Origin of the sequence: Citrobacter sp. W9 (genome assembly GCF_026719375.1) — a bacterium.
GTDB classification, from domain to species: Bacteria; Pseudomonadota; Gammaproteobacteria; order Enterobacterales; family Enterobacteriaceae; genus Citrobacter; species Citrobacter werkmanii.
In genome coordinates, this window is sequence record NZ_JAPPTE010000008.1 from 166,131 (window position 1) to 182,487 (window position 16,357).

Genomic DNA, 16,357 nt, shown 5'->3' on the forward strand with positions numbered 1-16,357 from the left:
GCCTGTTAAGACTGGCGCAGGGGGACTGCCTATGTTCAAAAATATTACTCGCCAGCTGTTTGCCCGGCTTAACCGCCATTTACCACATCGTCTGGTGCATCGCGATCCGTTGCCCAATGCGCAGACCGTTGCCAGCACACCGATCCCGCCCTCGCTGAGCGAACATTGCCTGAAAATGGCGCTGATGGACGAAGCCGCGCTGTGGAAAACGTTTGGCGCACATCCGGAAGGATTAAACGCCGCAGAGGTCGAGAGCGCCCGCGAAATCCATGGCGAAAACCAGTTGCCGGCGCAGAAGCCGTCGCCGTGGTGGGTGCATCTGTGGGTCTGCTACCGCAATCCGTTTAATATTCTGCTGACCATTCTTGGCGCCATTTCCTATGCCACTGAGGATCTGTTTGCTGCTGGCGTCATCGCGCTGATGGTCGCCATCTCGACGCTGCTGAATTTTGTGCAGGAGGCGCGTTCCACCAAAGCGGCAGATGCGCTAAAAGCGATGGTCAGCAACACCGCTACGGTGCTGCGCGTTATCAACGAAAAAGGCGAGAACAGTTGGGTTGAACTGCCAATTGACCAGTTGGTACCCGGTGATGTCATCAAGCTGGCGGCAGGGGATATGATCCCGGCGGATTTACGTATCGTCCAGGCGCGCGATCTGTTTGTGGCGCAGGCTTCGCTGACCGGGGAATCGCTGCCCGTGGAGAAAGTCGCAACCAGCCGCGACCCGCAGCAAAGCAACCCGCTGGAGTGCGATACGCTGTGCTTTATGGGGACCAATGTGGTGAGCGGCACGGCGCAGGCTATTGTGATTTCGACCGGAGCCAATACCTGGTTCGGGCAACTGGCGGGCCGCGTCAGCGAGCAGGAAAGCGAGCAGAATGCCTTCCAGAAAGGGATCAGCCGCGTCAGCATGTTGCTGATCCGCTTTATGCTGGTGATGGCGCCCATTGTGCTCATCATTAACGGCTATACCAAAGGCGATTGGTGGGAGGCGGCGCTGTTTGCGCTGTCTGTTGCGGTAGGGCTGACCCCAGAAATGCTGCCGATGATCGTCACCTCGACGCTGGCGCGCGGGGCGGTGAAGCTGTCTAAACAGAAAGTCATCGTCAAGCACCTTGATGCCATCCAGAACTTTGGCGCGATGGATATCCTGTGCACCGATAAAACCGGGACCCTGACGCAGGATAAAATTGTGCTGGAGAATCATACTGATATCTCTGGAAAACCCAGCGAGCACGTTCTGCATTCCGCGTGGCTGAACAGCCATTACCAGACCGGGCTGAAGAATCTGCTGGATACGGCGGTACTGGAAGGCGTGGATGAGGAGTCTGCCCGCCAGCTTTCTACCCGTTGGCAGAAAATCGATGAGATCCCGTTTGATTTTGAACGCCGCCGCATGTCGGTGGTGGTGGCGGAAGAAACGGATGTGCACCACCTGGTGTGCAAAGGCGCGCTGCAGGAGATCCTCAGCGTCTGCACCCAGGTGCGCCACAACGGCGAGATTGTCCCCCTGGATGAGGGCATGCTGCGTCGGGTGAAACGCGTTACCGATACGCTGAACCGTCAGGGGCTGCGCGTAGTGGCGGTGGCCACCAAGTACCTGCCCGCGCGTGAAGGTGATTACCAGCGTATTGATGAGTCGGATCTGATCCTCGAAGGCTATATCGCGTTCCTCGATCCGCCGAAAGAGACCACCGCGCCGGCGCTGAAGGCGCTGAAAGCCAGCGGTATTACGGTGAAAATTCTCACCGGCGATAGCGAGCTGGTGGCGGCAAAAGTGTGCCATGAAGTGGGGCTGGATGCGGGCGATGTGGTGATTGGCAGCAGCATTGAAGGATTAAGCGATGACGAACTGGCAACGCTTGCTCAGCGCACTACGTTGTTTGCCCGCCTGACGCCAATGCACAAAGAGCGTATTGTCACGCTGCTCAAGCGTGAAGGTCACGTGGTTGGCTTTATGGGCGATGGCATCAACGACGCTCCGGCGCTGCGCGCGGCGGACATCGGTATCTCTGTTGATGGCGCGGTCGATATTGCGCGTGAAGCGGCGGATATTATCCTGCTGGAAAAGAGCCTGATGGTGCTGGAAGAAGGGGTGATCGAAGGACGCCGTACCTTTTCTAACATGTTGAAGTACATCAAAATGACGGCCAGTTCTAACTTCGGTAATGTGTTTAGCGTGCTGGTGGCGAGCGCCTTTTTACCGTTCCTGCCGATGTTGCCGCTGCACTTACTGATTCAGAACCTGCTGTATGATGTATCCCAGGTGGCGATTCCGTTTGATAACGTCGACGAAGAGCAGATCAAAAAGCCCCAGCGTTGGAATCCCGCCGAACTGGGCCGCTTTATGATCTTCTTTGGGCCGATCAGCTCGATCTTTGACATTCTGACCTTTTGCCTGATGTGGTTTGTCTTCCATGCCAATACGCCAGAGCATCAGACGTTGTTCCATTCGGGCTGGTTCGTGGTGGGCCTGCTGTCGCAAACGCTGATTGTGCATATGATCCGTACCCGTCGCGTGCCGTTTATCCAAAGTCGCGCCGCATGGCCGCTGATGCTAATGACGCTGGTCGTGATGGTGGTGGGCATTGCCTTACCGTTCTCGCCGCTGGCCAGCTATCTGCAATTGCAGGCGCTGCCGCTGAGCTACTTCCCGTGGCTGATTGCGATTCTGGCGGGCTACATGACATTGACCCAATTAGTGAAAGGTTTTTATAGCCGTCGCTACGGTTGGCAGTAAACATCAAACTTCTCAGCAGGATGGTGTAAATACCATCCTGCATTTCTCTTTTTCATTCGAAAGATATTCTCGCGAAATCGTAGTGTTTTATTTTTATTGAAATGCTAGCTGAGGGAATTAGTATCAAATCGCCTTCTTTGCGTTGCTTTTTTATCAATAAAACGATCTGCGTTGCAAAAATGAAACACTGTGCTAAAAATTATTAGCGTCTGCGATTTTTTGTGAACGCAGTCATCGAAATAAATTGTTACACCAGCTAGGCTGCGCAGGTAACGTCGTTAAGAAAGTTTCTCGCTGCCCGTTTTAATTCCGGCAGTCATTTGCTCTGCAAGCTATTCCTGTTAATGGATATTATGAACTTCTGGAGAAGGACAAATGAAACTGACAAAAAACCTGTTAAGTCTGTGTATTGGCGCGTCCGTATTACTGGCGAGTCATGCAACGCTGGCACAAACTTTTCGCGCCGCGGATGTGCATCCGGCTGATTACCCGAACGTCGTCGCAGTGAAACATATGGGGGAGAAACTCAGCGCCGCGACCGATGGTCGTCTGGAGATTAAAACATTTCCAGGTGGCGTGTTAGGTGATGAAAAACAGATGATTGAGCAGGCGCAATTAGGCGCTATCGATATTATTCGCGTCTCAATGACGCCTGTTGCCGCCATTCTTCCTGAAATTAACGTATTTACCCTGCCGTATATCTTTCGCGATGAAGACCATATGCATAAGGTCCTTGACGGCATGATCGGTCAGGAGATTGGCGACCGCCTGACGGCCAATACGAAATCGCGGCTGGTATTCCTGGGTTGGATGGACGCCGGGACGCGCAACCTGATTACCAAAAATCCGGTGGTGAAACCGGAAGATTTACACGGTATGAAAATCCGCGTTCAGGCGAGTCCGATAGCGCTGGATACCTTAAAGGCGATGGGCGCTAACTCTATCGTGATGGGCGTCAGCGAAGTGTTTAGCGGTATGCAGACCGGCGTTATTGATGGTACGGAAAATAACCCGCCAACATTTGTTGCGCACAACTATTTACCGGTCGTTAAAAACTATACCTGGAGCAAACACTTTATTATTCCTGAGCTTTTTCTGTTTTCCAAAGCCAAATGGGATAAATTGAAAAAAGAAGACCAGGAACTCATTATTAAGCTCGCCAAAGAAGCGCAGGTTGAACAACGCAAACTTTGGCAAGAATATAATGCGAAATCTCTGGAAACTATGAAAGCCAATGGCGTTCAGTTCCACGATATTGATACGGACTATTTCTATAAAGCCACGCAGTCAGTGCGGGATAATTACGGTAAAGACCACCAGGATTTGATCAAACGTATTCAGGATGTGAAGTAATTCATCAGGCGGAGGGGAGCAATCCTCTGCCTGAGTCTTTTGATTAATTCGAGGTGATAATTATGGGTGAATGTTATTCATCGGTAATGGATTTTCTTTATCGGGTCTCTATGTGGATTGCCGGTGTCGCATTATTGGTTATGGTCGCCATTATCCCTATTGGCATATTTGCACGCTATGTCCTGAACAATGCCCTGTCATGGCCTGAACCGGTCGCCATTCTTTGTATGGTGACGTTCACCTTTATTGGCGCGGCGGTGAGCTATCGCGCAGGTTCGCATATCGCGGTGAGCATGGTGATTGACCGTCTGGGGGAGTCCGCCCGTCGTTACTGCTCGATTGTCGCAGATATCATGTTGGTGGCGATCAGCCTGTTTATTCTCTGGTATGGAATCAATCTGTGTCTTGAGCTGTGGGACCAGCCTGTCGCGGAATTCCCGCTTTTAAGCGCCGGGCAAAACTATCTGCCGTTGCCGATTGGCTCCGCTATCACGCTGCTGTTTATCGCAGAAAAGATTTTCCGCGGCCCGCAATATCAACGTCCCGTTGTCATGCTGGGTTCAACCAGCTAGTTACCGCCCCCATTTCATTAAGGAAAGCAGATGGATGCATTTATTCTCGTCTTTACGCTTGGCATTATGCTGGCGATTGGGGTACCGGTAGCGTACGCGGTTGGCATTAGCGCCATCATTGGAGCCTGGTATATTGATATTCCGCTGGAAGCCGTGATGATCCAACTGACCAGCGGAGTAAACAAGTTTTCGCTGCTGGCGATCCCATTCTTTATTCTGGCCGGGGCAATCATGGCGGAAGGGGGGATCGCGCGCCGCCTGGTGAATTTTGCCTATATTTTCGTTGGCTTTATCCGCGGCGGGCTGTCGCTGGTAAATATCGTCGCCTCGACCTTTTTTGGCGCAATTTCAGGATCGTCGGTGGCTGATACCGCTTCTATCGGTTCAGTGATGATCCCGGAGATGGACAAAAAAGGCTACCCGCGCGACTTTGCCGCGGCGGTAACCGCCAGCGGCTCGGTGCAGGCGATCCTCACGCCGCCCAGCCATAACTCGGTTATCTACTCGCTGGCAACGGGCGGGACGGTGTCGATTGCCGCGCTGTTCATCGCCGGGATCCTGCCGGGCCTGTTGCTGAGCTTTAGCCTGATGGTGATGTGCGTGGCTTTTGCCCATAAACGCGGTTATCCAAAAGGGGAGCGCGTACCGTTTCGCCAGGCGCTGAAGATTTTCGTCGATACACTGTGGGGATTAATGACGGTGGTGATCATCATGGGCGGGATCCTGTCAGGTATCTTTACCGCAACGGAATCCGCGGCGATTGCCTGTCTTTGGGCCTTCTTTGTCACCATGTTTATCTATCGTGACTATAAATGGTCAGAGCTGCCGAAGCTGATGTTCCGCACGGTGAAGACGGTCACTATCGTCATGATCCTGATAGGTTTTGCCGCCGCGTTTGGGGCCGTCATGACCTATATGCAGTTGCCGATGCGGATTACCGAAGCCTTCACCAGCATCTCGGATAACAAATATGTCATCCTGATGTGCATTAACATCATGCTGCTGCTGATCGGTACGCTGATGGACATGGCACCGCTGATCCTGATCCTGACGCCGGTGCTACTACCGGTGACCAACGCGCTCGGTATTGATCCGGTCCATTTTGGCATGATCATGCTGGTGAACTTAGGGATCGGCCTGATTACGCCGCCGGTGGGGTCGGTGCTGTTTGTGGCCAGTGCGGTGAGTAAGCAGAAAATCGAGCAGGTGGTGAAGGCGATGCTGCCATTCTACCTGGTGCTGTTCCTGGTGCTGATGCTGGTGACGTACATTCCAGCGATTTCGCTGTTTCTGCCGAAACTGTTTGGCGTGATGTGATAAATGCCCGGTGGCGCTCGCGCTTACCGGGCCTACAAACTACGTTTGCATAGGCCGGATTACGCGAAGCCGCCATCCGGCACAAGGTGGTTTAGCGACGAACGGCGATCGCTTCAATCTCGATTTTCACGTCTTTCGGCAGACGAGCAACTTCCACGCAAGAACGCGCCGGGAAGGTCGCGTTGTGCTCGGTGAAGAACGCTTCGTAGGTGGCGTTGACGGTAGCGAAATCGTTCAGGTCTTTCACGAAGACGGTCGTTTTAACGATGTCGCCCACTTTCAGACCTGCTGCTTCAACGATAGCTTTTACGTTTTCCAGCGACTGACGCGCCTGAGCGGACACGTCTTCCGCTACGGCGCCGGTTTTCGGATCGACCGGGATCTGACCGGAAGTGATTACCATGCTACCCAGGTCAACACCCTGTACGTATGGGCCGATTGCTGCTGGTGCATTTTCCGTCGCGATAGTCTTGCTCATGATTTCTCCTGAATTACAGCGGTAATAGAATGTTCCCGCTCATTATAGGGAGCAGGGATCTCATAACCAACCCTAATTAGTTGGCCAGCACCACATAATGCGAAAACTCTTTTTCACAGTATTTGCATTTGAGTGCGATGTCATCAGCACGCTTTTTCACTGCAAAACTGGAAGAAACCGGCTCAGCATGACTGATACAGTTGCTGTTCGGGCACACCAGCACGTTGTCGATGCGCTCTGGCAGACTCGGACGTGATTTACCCACCACGTCGTAATCGTCAATGCGGTTCACCGTTGCCTGCGGCGCGTACAGAGAGAGTTGGTTAACCTGCTCGTCGGTCAGGAAGGTATTTTCAATTTTGATCAGGTCCTTACGACCCATCTCACCGGACGGCAGGTTCAGACCGATGGTGATTCGCTGGTCGGTTTCTGTCAGCTTGAACAGCGTCAGCAATTTAAAACCAACCTGTGCGGGAATATGGTCAATCACGGTGCCACGTTTGATGGCTTCAACCTGCAGTTTGTTATCGTGTGTCATCTCTTTTTCTCCCTTACAGTGCCAGTTCGCTATTCAGTACCAGTGCCAGTAACGCCTGGCGGGCGAAGATGCCGTTGCCAGCCTGCTGGAAATACCAGGCGTGCGGCGTCTTATCGACGTCGGTGGTGATTTCATCAATACGCGGCAGCGGATGTAGTACCTTCATATTGGCTCTGGCGCCGTTCAGGTCGCTGGCGCGCAGGACAAACTGTGCTTTCACGTTGGCGTATTCGGATGGGTCCAGACGCTCTTTTTGTACGCGGGTCATGTAGAGGATATCGACTTCCGCCATCACCTCTTCGATAGTGCCATGCAGGCTCCAGGCGATGCCCTTTTCAGTCAGCATATCCAGAATGTACTGCGGCATGGCCAGCGCATCCGGGGCGATGAAGTAGAAGCGGTTGCCTTCAAACTTCGCCAGCGCCTGGGTTAAGGAGTGGACGGTGCGGCCATATTTCAGATCACCCACCATGGCGATTTGCAGATTGTCCAGGCGGCCCTGTGTCTCCTGAATGGTAAACAGATCCAGCAGCGTTTGGGTTGGATGCTGGTTAGAGCCGTCGCCCGCGTTAAGAACCGGAACGTTACCAGAGAATTCTGTTGCCAGACGCGCGGCGCCTTCCTGCGGATGACGCATGACGATGGCGTCGACATAGGTGCTGATGACGGAAATGGTGTCAGCCAGCGTTTCGCCTTTTTTGCCCAGAGACGTGTTGCTGCTGTCAGAGAAACCTACCACGCTGGCGCCCAGACGGTGCATAGAAGTTTCAAAGGATAGACGGGTGCGGGTGGACGCCTCAAAGAAGCAACTGGCGATGACCTTATGCTTTAACAGTTCCGGTTGTGGGTTCGCTTTTAATTTCGCCGCCGTTGCGAGGACCAGATTGAGGTCATCGCGGCTGAGGTCGTTTATGGAAATGATGTGTTTTTGATAGAGCGGGTTAGCCATGTTTATCTCCTGACGCCTGGGCAAAAAAAAAGCCCCTCAATTGAGGGGCTCGGAATGGGTGATCAACGGAAAGAAAAACGGCAGGCCAGCGTCCTTTTTCAGACGCGGTAAGACAAAATGTCGTACACACTGAACCATACATCCTCCCGGCAAATTGTTCGCGATTATACTCAGCTACGTTATGGGATCAAGCGAAAAATGCACGATTTATTCATCGCAAACGGTTCTTCTGAATTTTAATTCATTTTAAAGAGATAATTAATCTGCTTGTGAACCAGGCCCGTTCGCTGCACGACGCGCGGCGCGACCCAGACGATACTGCTGCCGGCAATGACGCCCAGAATTTCCGGCAAGGCGTGATAATCGAGGATTCTGGCAACCGCGCGACCATACCCTGCAGCGGTGTGAATGAGGATAAACTCGCTATTGTGTTCTATGCTGACCACCATTTCAGCGATCGATCGCGCCGCATCAGGAGCGGGTCGTGACTGAGGATTGACAGAATAAATTTTTTGCCCTTTTGTATTTCTTATTTTTATGGCCCCAAGCAACTTCAGCAAACGAGACACCGTCGACTGACTAATACTGGTAAAGCCGTGGCTTTGCAGATCGCGGCGCAGCGCTTCCTGGGACAGGTAGCTTTTTTCGCTAATCAGGCGCTGACACATCGCCAGCTGTTTTTGCTCTTTGGCAGAGTAATCATCGAATTCCTTCATAAAATCACCTTATATTTCTTATCTGTATCAATGCGATGGCGAAATTCACCACATTTGCAGTATCAATAACGGCTCAAACGGGCGGTTGTGCAGAAAAACGAGAGAACGATCAAAAAAGCCGTCGGATACCGACGGCTAAAAGAGCTACAGCATCGCGCCGATACTCAGGACGACCATGTTCAGTAACGTCAAAATAAGCAGTAACGGAGCGACCCATTTCAGGTAACGCACATAGGGAACGCGCGCGATGGCCAGCCCCCCCATCACAACCGCAGAGGTGGGCGTAATCAGATTCACAATGCCGGAAGCGGATTGATACGCGGTGACGACCAGATCCCTCTGTACATGCGCGAAGTCGGCCAGCGGGGCCATAATGGGCATGGTGAGGACCGCCAGCCCAGAGGACGATGGGACCAGGAAGGAGAGCAAAACTTCCAGCCAATAGGTCACATTGATGAAAATGGTGGTGGAAAGGCCGGAGACTATATTTTCGGCGCTGTGCAAAATGGTGTGAGTGATCATGCCGTTATCCATCACCACGACGATGCCGCGCGCAATACCGATAATCAGCGCCACGCCAAGCAGATCCCGCGCACCGTCAATGAACGTACTGGTAAATGCCTCTTCACTCATGCGGGCGATTACGCCGACGATAATCGCAGCAGCCAGAAAGACTGCGGATATTTCTGCCATCCACCATCCGAGTACCGCCACCCCATAGATCATTACCGCAAAGGCGGCGGCGAAAATCAGCAGGATCCATTTCCTCGTTGCCGTGAATTCCAGATTGGTATTGGCGCGACAACCGAGAAAATGGGCGCGGTTTTCCTCCATTTTATCCGCCACGATAGACAGCTCAGGATGGCTGCGAACTTTCCGGGCATAGCGCATGACCCACACCACGCAGATCACATAGCCGACGACCAGCAGCAGAATGCGCATCAGCATTCCCTGGGTGAAGGGGATCCCGGCCGCGTTGGCAGCGATAACCGTTGCGAACGGGTTAATGGTCGAACCGAGTGTGCCGATACCTGCGCCGAGCAAAACGGTCGCAGCAGCGACCAGTGGATCAAAGCGGGCCGCCATCATTACCGGGACGAGCAGCGTGTAAAAAGGTAGCGACTCTTCCGCCATCCCGTAAATCGTACCGCCGGCGGCGAAAAGTCCCATCAGGATGGGGATCATCCACTCTTCTTTTCCATTAAGCCTGACCGTCACGCGTTCGATACCGGCGTCAATGGCGCCCGTTTTATTTACCACGCCGAGAAAACCGCCGATGATCAGGACAAACAGCGCCACATCAATGGCGCCGGCGGTGTAGGTCTCGTGATTATAAAGACCGTCAATTGGCGCCAGCAGTACAGCGGTAATACCTTGTGGATGCGCCTCTGTGGGGGCATAAGTCCCGGCAACCGGCACTTCTTTACCCAGGGTCGCATTCATCGCCATCTGGTATTTCCCTGCCGGGACAATCCAGGTCATAACAGCGACGAGTGCAATAAGAATAAACAGGATGGTATACGCGCTGGGAAATTTGAATTTGCCCATGATGTTCTCCGGATAGCTCGGGCATATGCCGTCAGGCGACATATGCCCGCAGGGGTTAGTCGCCGAGTGTCGCTACCATGACCGCTTTGATGGTATGCATCCGGTTTTCTGCTTCGTCGAAGACGATGGAGTGTGCTGACTCGAACACCTCTTCCGTGACCTCAAGCCCTTTCAGACCGTAAGCCGCTTCGATTTCACGTCCAACTTTGGTGTGTTCGTTATGGAAGGCGGGCAGACAGTGCATAAATTTCACATTGGGGTTGCCGGTTGCGTTGATGACTCGCTGGTTAATCTGGTAAGGCGTCATCAGGCTTACGCGTTCTGCCCATGCCTCTTTGGGTTCGCCCATGGAGACCCAGACATCGGTATAGAGGAAATCCACGTCGTAAACGCCTTCCTCAACGTCCTCCGTGAGCGTAATGCGCGCGCCTGTCACGCTGGCGATTTCACGGCATTCGGCAACCAGCGTCTCATCCGGCCAGAAGGATTTAGGGGCGACGAGGCGGATGTCCATCCCCATTTTCGCCGCGCCAACCATCAGCGAATTACCCATGTTATTGCGGGCGTCACCGAGGTAAGCGAAGCTCAGTTCAGGTAAGGTTTTGCCCGGCGCGTGTTCCAGCATGGTCATCAGATCCGCAAGGATCTGCGTAGGGTGAAATTCGTTGGTCAGTCCGTTCCATACCGGAACACCGGCGAACTGCCCCAGTTCTTCGACGATCTCCTGGCCATATCCGCGATATTCGATGCCGTCGTACATGCGGCCTAACACGCGGGCGGTATCTTTCATCGATTCTTTGTGACCAATCTGTGAGCCGCTTGGGCCGAGATAGGTCACCTGCGCGCCCTGATCAAAAGCGCCAACCTCAAAGGCGCAGCGGGTGCGGGTTGAGGTTTTTTCGAAGATGAGCGCGATATTTTTACCGACCAGCGTCTGTCTTTCGCGTCCGGCCTTTTTCGCCGTTTTTAATTCGATAGCCAGATCGATCAGGTACTGGATCTCTGCCGGGGTGTAGTCGAGCAGTTTAAGAAAATTGCGATTTTTTAAGTTAACAGTCATCAGAATGTCCTTATGTAGGCCGGATAAGGCGCAGTCGCCCATCCGGCAAAAATGGGTCACGCGTCGTAAGCAATGGTTTCGGGCCGAATCAATGTGCCTTTCTCTCCCGAGAGAATGGCCGGGCCGTCGGCCAAGGAGCCGATGCCTGCTATCCCCTGGCATTGAGAGACAAAATTCGCGCAGGCGGTAACTTTCGGCCCCATAGAACCGGCGTCGAACTGCATCTCGCCGAGTATTTCGGGGGTGACCTGAGCCAGAGGGCGCTGGGTGGGTTTGCCCCAGTCGAGGTACACCGCGTCGGCATCGGTCAGGATGAGCAACGCATCAGCATGAAGCTGGCTGGCGAGCAGGGCGGCGGAGAGATCTTTGTCGATTACGGCTTCAATGCCGTGGTAGCCATCGGCTTTTTCCACGACCGGCACACCGCCGCCGCCATTGCAGATGACCAGATGATCGCGGGCGATCAACGTCTGGATCGCGTCACTTTCAACAATGCGTTTGGGCTGCGGAGAGGGCACAACGCGACGGAACGCTTTACCATCGGCTTTGAAAACCCAGCCTTTTTCCACCTGTAATGCACTGGCCTGGGTTTGGTCGTAAATGGGCCCGATATATTTGGTGGGATTGCTGAAGGCTGGATCGTGGGCATCGACTTCAACCTGCGTCAGCAGGACGCTAATTTCTCGCTGTGGAAGCTGGTTTTTCAGCGCCTGTTGCAACATATAGCCAATCATTCCCTGACTTTCCGCGCCGAGAATGTCGAGCGGATAGGGGGTGACGCTGGCGTAAGCGCTGTTTTGTAACGCCAGCAGTCCAACCTGTGGGCCATTGCCGTGTACCAGAATCACACGCCACTGTTGCGTAAGCCGGGCGATGGTTTTTGCCGCCAGCTCAATATTCTTACGTTGGATGTCTGCTTCCAGCGGCTCGCCGCGTTTGAGCAGCGCGTTGCCGCCCAGAGCCACAACCAGGGTCGGTTTATTTTCCATGACGTCTCCTTAAATACCGTCGCGTTCCAGCGGGCAGCTCATGCAGCGCGCGCCGCCGCGTCCGCGTCCAAGTTCGTCGCCAGGAATGGGTAAAACGGTGATGCCGGCTTTGTCGTATTTCTCGTTGGTCCAGATATTGCGCTCGTAACCCACAACAACGCCGGGGCGTAGCGTCAGGACGTTGTTGGCGTCATTCCACTGTTCACGTTCGGCTTCGAAGGCGTCACCGCCGGTAGTAATCAGGCGAATTTGATCGAGCCCCAGCGCTTTTTCCAGGGCATGGATCAGCGTACTTTCCTGCGTCCGTTTCAGGCCGCCGCGCCCGTCTGGCGTCAGAGTCCAGCACTGCACGTCCGGGCGCACCACTTCCGGGTAGACAGAGAAGGTATCGATATCGATGTGGGTCATCACGGTGTCGAGATGCATACAGGAACGATGCTTAGGCAGTTCGACCGCGATGACGCGCTCTGCCTGGCGATGCTTGAAGAGTGACTGGGCAAGGAACTCGATTCCCTGTGGCGTGGTGCGCTCAGACATGCCAATAAGTACCGCACCGCGACCAATGACCAGCACATCTCCACCTTCTAATGTGGCGTGGTCGTAATTAATATTTTCATCACCGAAATATTTAATAAATTCACCATCGGCGAATTGCGGGTGCCAACGGTAAATCGCCCGCAGATTATTAGTTTCTCGTTGCCGGGCAGTTTTAGCCATCGGATTAATCGACACGCCGTTATATATCCAGCAGGAGGTGTCGCGGGTAAATAAATGGTTGGGCAATGGCTTCATAATAAAATCATTAATATCATGAGTATCCACCACCATATTTTTTATAGAGGCAGGGATTTCGCCATAGGTCAGCCCGCCGCTTAAATGCCGTGCCAGTTCCCGGTGCTGCATGTCCGCAAGCCAGGCGCGGACATCGGCGGCGAAAGTGGGTCCAAGGCGATAATCAGAAATTTGCGTATCCAGCAGCCAGCTTTTAGCGTCGGGAATATCCAGGGTTTGTGTTAATAAATCAGTGAGTAACAGAACCTCAATTCCCTCCTGGCGCAGCGTGTTGGCGAAAATGTCGTGCTCTTCACCTGCACGTTCTACCGAAAGCACATCATCAAAAAGCAGCTCCTGACAGTTGGATGGCGTCAGCCTTTTTAAGCTGAGATTAGGGCGATGCAGCATCACGCTACGTAATTGACCGATTTCAGAACCGACATAATGCTTTTCCATCATTATTCCTTTAATACGATTTTAAAAAATAAAGAGGAGATGGCTGCAAATGCAATTTATTGCAGTCATGATTTTTCAGCTGATTTCAGAATCTATATTTAGATCTTATTTGATACGGAAACGTGATTTGTTTCACAGTCGGTTCGATATTTGAATTTGCTTTCCTAATATATGAGATGGCTCTGAGATTTTAAAAAATAATAAATACAATAACTGAATTGCTACGCATGAATATGTCTTGTTATTTATCTATGTTAATTTTATGTACATTTTTAAAAATATATGCATTTAATAATTAATTGATTTTTATGTGTTTTTTATTATGAGGTGAATGTTTATGCGGTTCTGTGATTCTATTATTTGTACGGGACAGTTTATTGCCAAATAAATATGGTGGCGAACAAAGCGAGTGGGGGAGGTGTGAATTGTGATCGACGGCTGGGTTTTATCATAACACGTTCAAAACCAGCAAGTTACCAGCAAAGAGAAAAATGAGAGGGTAAGAGTTATGCAGTGTTTATGCATAACCTGATGCGTTAGGTTAACAACTATCTAACATTATCAGCGATAAACATGCGTTGCCGCAAAATATCGGTAATTAGGAGTGGTATGGCAGGCCGTTTTTTCGTATAACAACAAAAATGAAACGATGTTTTAATTAAGGGGTTTGAGATGATTGTCGGCAATATTCACAACCTGGGTGCCTGGCTGCCGGAAGAGCTGCGTCAGGCGATTGAGCACATTAAAACGCATGTTACGGATGCGACGAAAAAGGGTAAGCATGATATCGATGGCGATCGCCTGTTTTATCTGATTGCCGAAGATATGACGGAGCCGTTTGCACAGCGCCGTGCCGAGTATCATGCCCGCTATCTGGATATTCAGATCCTGCTCAAAGGGCAGGAAGGCATGACCTTCAGTACGCAGCCTGCGGGCGCGCCGGAAACTGACTGGCTGGCGGATAAAGACATTGCCTTCCTGCCGGAAGGGGCACAGGAGAAAACGGTGGTGCTGAACGAAGGTGACTTTGTGGTGTTCTATCCGGGGGAAGTGCATAAACCGCTGTGCGCAGTCGGCGCTCCGGCGCTGGTACGCAAAGCGGTGGTGAAATTGCGGGTGGAATAAGCGTGTTTGCCGGGGGCGGCTTCGCCTTGCCCGGCCTACGGGAGCGCGGTTGTAGGCCGGATAAGATGCTGAACATCGCCATCCGGCAAATCAATCACGCAACGCTATCATTTGGAAAGCGTCGCCACCATTACCGCTTTAATGGTGTGCATCCGGTTTTCCGCCTGATCAAATACGATGCTGGCGGGTGACTCAAAGACGTCGTCGGTCACTTCCATCCCGCCGTGCAAACCGTACTGTTGCGCCATTTGTTTGCCAAGCGTGGTTTGATCGTCATGGAACGCGGGCAGGCAGTGCAGAAATTTCACCTGCGGATTGCCGGTGAGCGCCATCATCGCGCTGTTTACCTGATATTTGCGCAGCAGCGCAATACGCTCGGCCCACTTCTCTTTCGCTTCGCCCATTGACACCCATACGTCGGTGTAGATGAAGTCCGCACCTTTTACGCCCGTGGCGACATCTTCCGTCAGCGTAATATTGCCACCGTTTTTCTGTGCCAGCGCTTTGCATTCTGCAACCAGACTCTCATCCGGCCAGCAGGCCTGCGGTGCAACCAGACGCAGATCTAACCCGGTTAACGCGGCGGCTTCCAGCATCGAATTGCCCATATTGTTACGGGCATCGCCGGTGTAGACTAACGTCATCTCATTAAATGCTTTACCCGGCAGGTGTTCCTGCATAGTTAACAAATCCGCCAGTAACTGGGTGGGATGAAACTCGTTAGTTAATCCATTCCACACCGGCACCCCGGCATATTCCGCCAGCGTTTCCACCACTTCCTGACCGTGACCCCGATACTGAATACCGTCGTACATGCGGCCGAGTACGCGGGCGGTATCTTTAATCGACTCTTTATGCCCAATCTGGCTGCCGCTTGGCCCGAGATACGTTACGCGAGCGCCCTGATCGTATGCGGCAACTTCGAAAGAGCAACGAGTACGAGTCGAGTCTTTTTCGAAGATGAGCGCGATATTTTTACCGGTGAGTTGAGCGACCTCGGTGCCGTTTTTCTTATCTGCCTTGAGCTGCGTGGCGAGCTTGAGCAGTGACGTGAGTTCAGCAGAGGTGAAATCAAGCAGTTTCAAAAAGTGCTTCTGATAAAACGTAGACATGGTTTCCTCACATGGCTTAAGCCATTTATTGAATTAAAATTCAATTTATATGGATGTTTATTCATTTGCAACCTTGTTTAACAAATCTTTCCTGGAAAGGTGGAGGCAATGACAGCGGTATGTGACAATAAGAGTATCGGCAGGACATTATGAGGAACGAGCCATGGCAAACCCGGAACTACTGGAAGAGCAGCGTGAAGAAACACGCTTGATTATTGAAGAGTTACTCGAAGATGGCAGCGATCCAGACGCGCTGTACACTATCGAGCATCACCTTTCCGCGGACGACTTTGAAACCCTGGAAAAAGCGGCAGTAGAAGCCTTCAAGCTGGGTTATGAAGTGACCGAGCCGGAAGAGCTTGAAGTCGAAGAAGGCGACACGGTTATTTGTTGTGACATCCTCAGCGAATGCGCCCTGAATGCCGAGCTGATTGACGCTCAGGTTGAGCAACTGATGAACCTGGCTGAAAAATTTGAAGTGGAATACGACGGTTGGGGCACCTATTTTGAGGACCCGAACGGCGAAGAAGGTGAAGATGGCGACGATGAAGACTTCGTCGACGAAGATGATGACGGCGTGCGTCACTAAGTCATCTGCTGACCTGCGGTAGCCCAGGCTGCCGCAGGCCA

19 protein-coding genes are annotated in these 16,357 nt (G+C 52.5%); 7 read left to right on the forward strand and 12 right to left on the reverse strand.

Annotated features, from left to right (window positions below):
- The first annotated feature begins 31 nt into the window (after positions 1-31).
- From mgtA to OOJ59_RS13995, 4 genes are all read left to right on the forward strand, one after another.
- On the forward strand, positions 32-2,740 hold the full coding sequence (gene mgtA, locus OOJ59_RS13980) for a magnesium-translocating P-type ATPase (protein WP_268063415.1): 2,709 nt from the start codon (positions 32-34) through the stop codon (positions 2,738-2,740).
- 375 nt (positions 2,741-3,115) lie between these two features.
- Positions 3,116-4,093 carry a TRAP transporter substrate-binding protein gene (locus OOJ59_RS13985; protein ID WP_087857461.1) on the forward strand — a complete coding sequence of 326 codons (978 nt, stop codon included), beginning with the start codon at positions 3,116-3,118 and terminating at the stop codon, positions 4,091-4,093.
- A 62-nt stretch (positions 4,094-4,155) separates the two neighbouring features.
- Positions 4,156-4,665 carry a TRAP transporter small permease gene (locus OOJ59_RS13990; RefSeq protein WP_038636733.1) on the forward strand — a complete coding sequence of 170 codons (510 nt, stop codon included), beginning with the start codon at positions 4,156-4,158 and terminating at the stop codon, positions 4,663-4,665.
- 30 nt (positions 4,666-4,695) lie between these two features.
- Positions 4,696-5,982 (forward strand): TRAP transporter large permease, encoded by a 1,287-nt coding sequence (locus OOJ59_RS13995; RefSeq protein WP_003839607.1) that lies wholly within the window; start codon positions 4,696-4,698, stop codon positions 5,980-5,982.
- A 91-nt stretch (positions 5,983-6,073) separates the two neighbouring features.
- Here the strand turns inward: OOJ59_RS13995 and ridA are convergent, their stop codons facing one another.
- The 5 genes from ridA to pyrL all read right to left on the reverse strand — a co-directional run bounded on the left by ridA (position 6,074) and on the right by pyrL (position 8,085).
- Entirely contained in the window at positions 6,074-6,460 is a 387-nt protein-coding gene (gene ridA / locus OOJ59_RS14000; protein WP_000047544.1) for a 2-iminobutanoate/2-iminopropanoate deaminase, read from the reverse strand.
- 76 nt (positions 6,461-6,536) lie between these two features.
- Entirely contained in the window at positions 6,537-6,998 is a 462-nt protein-coding gene (gene pyrI, locus OOJ59_RS14005) for an aspartate carbamoyltransferase regulatory subunit (protein WP_003025816.1), read from the reverse strand.
- A gap of 13 nt (positions 6,999-7,011) precedes the next feature.
- A complete protein-coding gene (pyrB, locus tag OOJ59_RS14010) occupies positions 7,012-7,947 on the reverse strand; it encodes an aspartate carbamoyltransferase (protein WP_038636743.1) in 936 nt (311 codons plus the stop codon).
- 2 nt (positions 7,948-7,949) lie between these two features.
- Positions 7,950-8,003: a pyrBI operon leader peptide gene (locus tag OOJ59_RS28225; RefSeq protein WP_106875647.1), complete on the reverse strand. Its 54-nt coding sequence runs from the start codon at positions 8,001-8,003 to the stop codon at positions 7,950-7,952.
- A complete protein-coding gene (pyrL, locus tag OOJ59_RS14015) occupies positions 7,984-8,085 on the reverse strand; it encodes a pyr operon leader peptide (RefSeq protein WP_003025819.1) in 102 nt (33 codons plus the stop codon). Before pyrL ends, OOJ59_RS28225 begins: the two co-directional genes overlap by 20 nt.
- Here pyrL and OOJ59_RS14020 point away from each other — a divergent pair.
- On the forward strand, positions 8,065-8,187 hold the full coding sequence (locus tag OOJ59_RS14020; protein ID WP_087857458.1) for a hypothetical protein: 123 nt from the start codon (positions 8,065-8,067) through the stop codon (positions 8,185-8,187). The two genes, pyrL and OOJ59_RS14020, sit on opposite strands and share 21 nt — an antisense overlap.
- On the opposite strand, the gene OOJ59_RS14025 is transcribed toward OOJ59_RS14020, so the two are convergent.
- From OOJ59_RS14025 to arcA, 5 genes are all read right to left on the reverse strand, one after another.
- Positions 8,184-8,663, reverse strand: a complete 480-nt coding sequence (locus OOJ59_RS14025) for an arginine repressor (protein ID WP_038636746.1) — start codon at positions 8,661-8,663, stop codon at positions 8,184-8,186. The two genes, OOJ59_RS14020 and OOJ59_RS14025, sit on opposite strands and share 4 nt — an antisense overlap.
- 144 nt (positions 8,664-8,807) lie before the next feature.
- Positions 8,808-10,211 (reverse strand): YfcC family protein, encoded by a 1,404-nt coding sequence (locus OOJ59_RS14030; RefSeq protein WP_160955385.1) that lies wholly within the window; start codon positions 10,209-10,211, stop codon positions 8,808-8,810.
- Between the two features lie 55 nt (positions 10,212-10,266).
- On the reverse strand, positions 10,267-11,271 hold the full coding sequence (argF, locus tag OOJ59_RS14035) for an ornithine carbamoyltransferase (protein WP_085048409.1): 1,005 nt from the start codon (positions 11,269-11,271) through the stop codon (positions 10,267-10,269).
- 56 nt (positions 11,272-11,327) lie between these two features.
- Entirely contained in the window at positions 11,328-12,260 is a 933-nt protein-coding gene (gene arcC, locus OOJ59_RS14040; RefSeq protein WP_160955386.1) for a carbamate kinase, read from the reverse strand.
- A 9-nt stretch (positions 12,261-12,269) separates the two neighbouring features.
- The gene (arcA, locus tag OOJ59_RS14045) at positions 12,270-13,490 is read right to left on the reverse strand and encodes an arginine deiminase (protein WP_085048408.1); all 1,221 of its coding nucleotides are present in this window, start codon (positions 13,488-13,490) and stop codon (positions 12,270-12,272) included.
- 672 nt (positions 13,491-14,162) lie between these two features.
- On the opposite strand from arcA, the gene OOJ59_RS14050 reads away from it, so the two are divergent.
- Entirely contained in the window at positions 14,163-14,615 is a 453-nt protein-coding gene (locus OOJ59_RS14050; RefSeq protein WP_193157159.1) for a YhcH/YjgK/YiaL family protein, read from the forward strand.
- Positions 14,616-14,722: 107 nt separating this feature from the next.
- Here the strand turns inward: OOJ59_RS14050 and argF (OOJ59_RS14055) are convergent, their stop codons facing one another.
- Together argF (OOJ59_RS14055) and argL are read right to left on the reverse strand one after the other, a co-directional pair.
- Positions 14,723-15,727: an ornithine carbamoyltransferase gene (argF, locus tag OOJ59_RS14055; protein WP_160955615.1), complete on the reverse strand. Its 1,005-nt coding sequence runs from the start codon at positions 15,725-15,727 to the stop codon at positions 14,723-14,725.
- A complete protein-coding gene (gene argL, locus OOJ59_RS28230; RefSeq protein ID WP_371414783.1) occupies positions 15,697-15,792 on the reverse strand; it encodes a putative translational regulatory protein ArgL in 96 nt (31 codons plus the stop codon). Before argL ends, argF (OOJ59_RS14055) begins: the two co-directional genes overlap by 31 nt.
- A gap of 98 nt (positions 15,793-15,890) precedes the next feature.
- Between argL and rraB the strand changes: the two genes are divergently transcribed.
- Complete coding sequence (gene rraB, locus OOJ59_RS14060) at positions 15,891-16,316, forward strand: ribonuclease E inhibitor RraB (RefSeq protein ID WP_005134179.1); 426 nt, start codon at positions 15,891-15,893, stop codon at positions 16,314-16,316.
- Positions 16,317-16,357: the final 41 nt, after the last annotated feature.

Bases quoted from the DNA above. Each gene is read 5' to 3' on its own strand.
- mgtA (WP_268063415.1), top strand. From the start codon at position 32: ATGTTCAAAAATATTACTCGCCAGCTGTTTGCCCGGCTTAACCGCCAT.
- OOJ59_RS13985 (WP_087857461.1), top strand. From the start codon at position 3,116: ATGAAACTGACAAAAAACCTGTTAAGTCTGTGTATTGGCGCGTCCGTA.
- OOJ59_RS13990 (WP_038636733.1), top strand. From the start codon at position 4,156: ATGGGTGAATGTTATTCATCGGTAATGGATTTTCTTTATCGGGTCTCT.
- OOJ59_RS13995 (WP_003839607.1), top strand. From the start codon at position 4,696: ATGGATGCATTTATTCTCGTCTTTACGCTTGGCATTATGCTGGCGATT.
- ridA (WP_000047544.1), bottom strand. From the start codon at position 6,460: ATGAGCAAGACTATCGCGACGGAAAATGCACCAGCAGCAATCGGCCCA.
- pyrI (WP_003025816.1), bottom strand. From the start codon at position 6,998: ATGACACACGATAACAAACTGCAGGTTGAAGCCATCAAACGTGGCACC.
- pyrB (WP_038636743.1), bottom strand. From the start codon at position 7,947: ATGGCTAACCCGCTCTATCAAAAACACATCATTTCCATAAACGACCTC.
- OOJ59_RS14020 (WP_087857458.1), top strand. From the start codon at position 8,065: ATGTCGTACACACTGAACCATACATCCTCCCGGCAAATTGTTCGCGAT.
- pyrL (WP_003025819.1), bottom strand. From the start codon at position 8,085: ATGGTTCAGTGTGTACGACATTTTGTCTTACCGCGTCTGAAAAAGGAC.
- OOJ59_RS14025 (WP_038636746.1), bottom strand. From the start codon at position 8,663: ATGAAGGAATTCGATGATTACTCTGCCAAAGAGCAAAAACAGCTGGCG.
- OOJ59_RS14030 (WP_160955385.1), bottom strand. From the start codon at position 10,211: ATGGGCAAATTCAAATTTCCCAGCGCGTATACCATCCTGTTTATTCTT.
- argF (WP_085048409.1), bottom strand. From the start codon at position 11,271: ATGACTGTTAACTTAAAAAATCGCAATTTTCTTAAACTGCTCGACTAC.
- arcC (WP_160955386.1), bottom strand. From the start codon at position 12,260: ATGGAAAATAAACCGACCCTGGTTGTGGCTCTGGGCGGCAACGCGCTG.
- arcA (WP_085048408.1), bottom strand. From the start codon at position 13,490: ATGGAAAAGCATTATGTCGGTTCTGAAATCGGTCAATTACGTAGCGTG.
- OOJ59_RS14050 (WP_193157159.1), top strand. From the start codon at position 14,163: ATGATTGTCGGCAATATTCACAACCTGGGTGCCTGGCTGCCGGAAGAG.
- argF (WP_160955615.1), bottom strand. From the start codon at position 15,727: ATGTCTACGTTTTATCAGAAGCACTTTTTGAAACTGCTTGATTTCACC.
- argL (WP_371414783.1), bottom strand. From the start codon at position 15,792: ATGAATAAACATCCATATAAATTGAATTTTAATTCAATAAATGGCTTA.
- rraB (WP_005134179.1), top strand. From the start codon at position 15,891: ATGGCAAACCCGGAACTACTGGAAGAGCAGCGTGAAGAAACACGCTTG.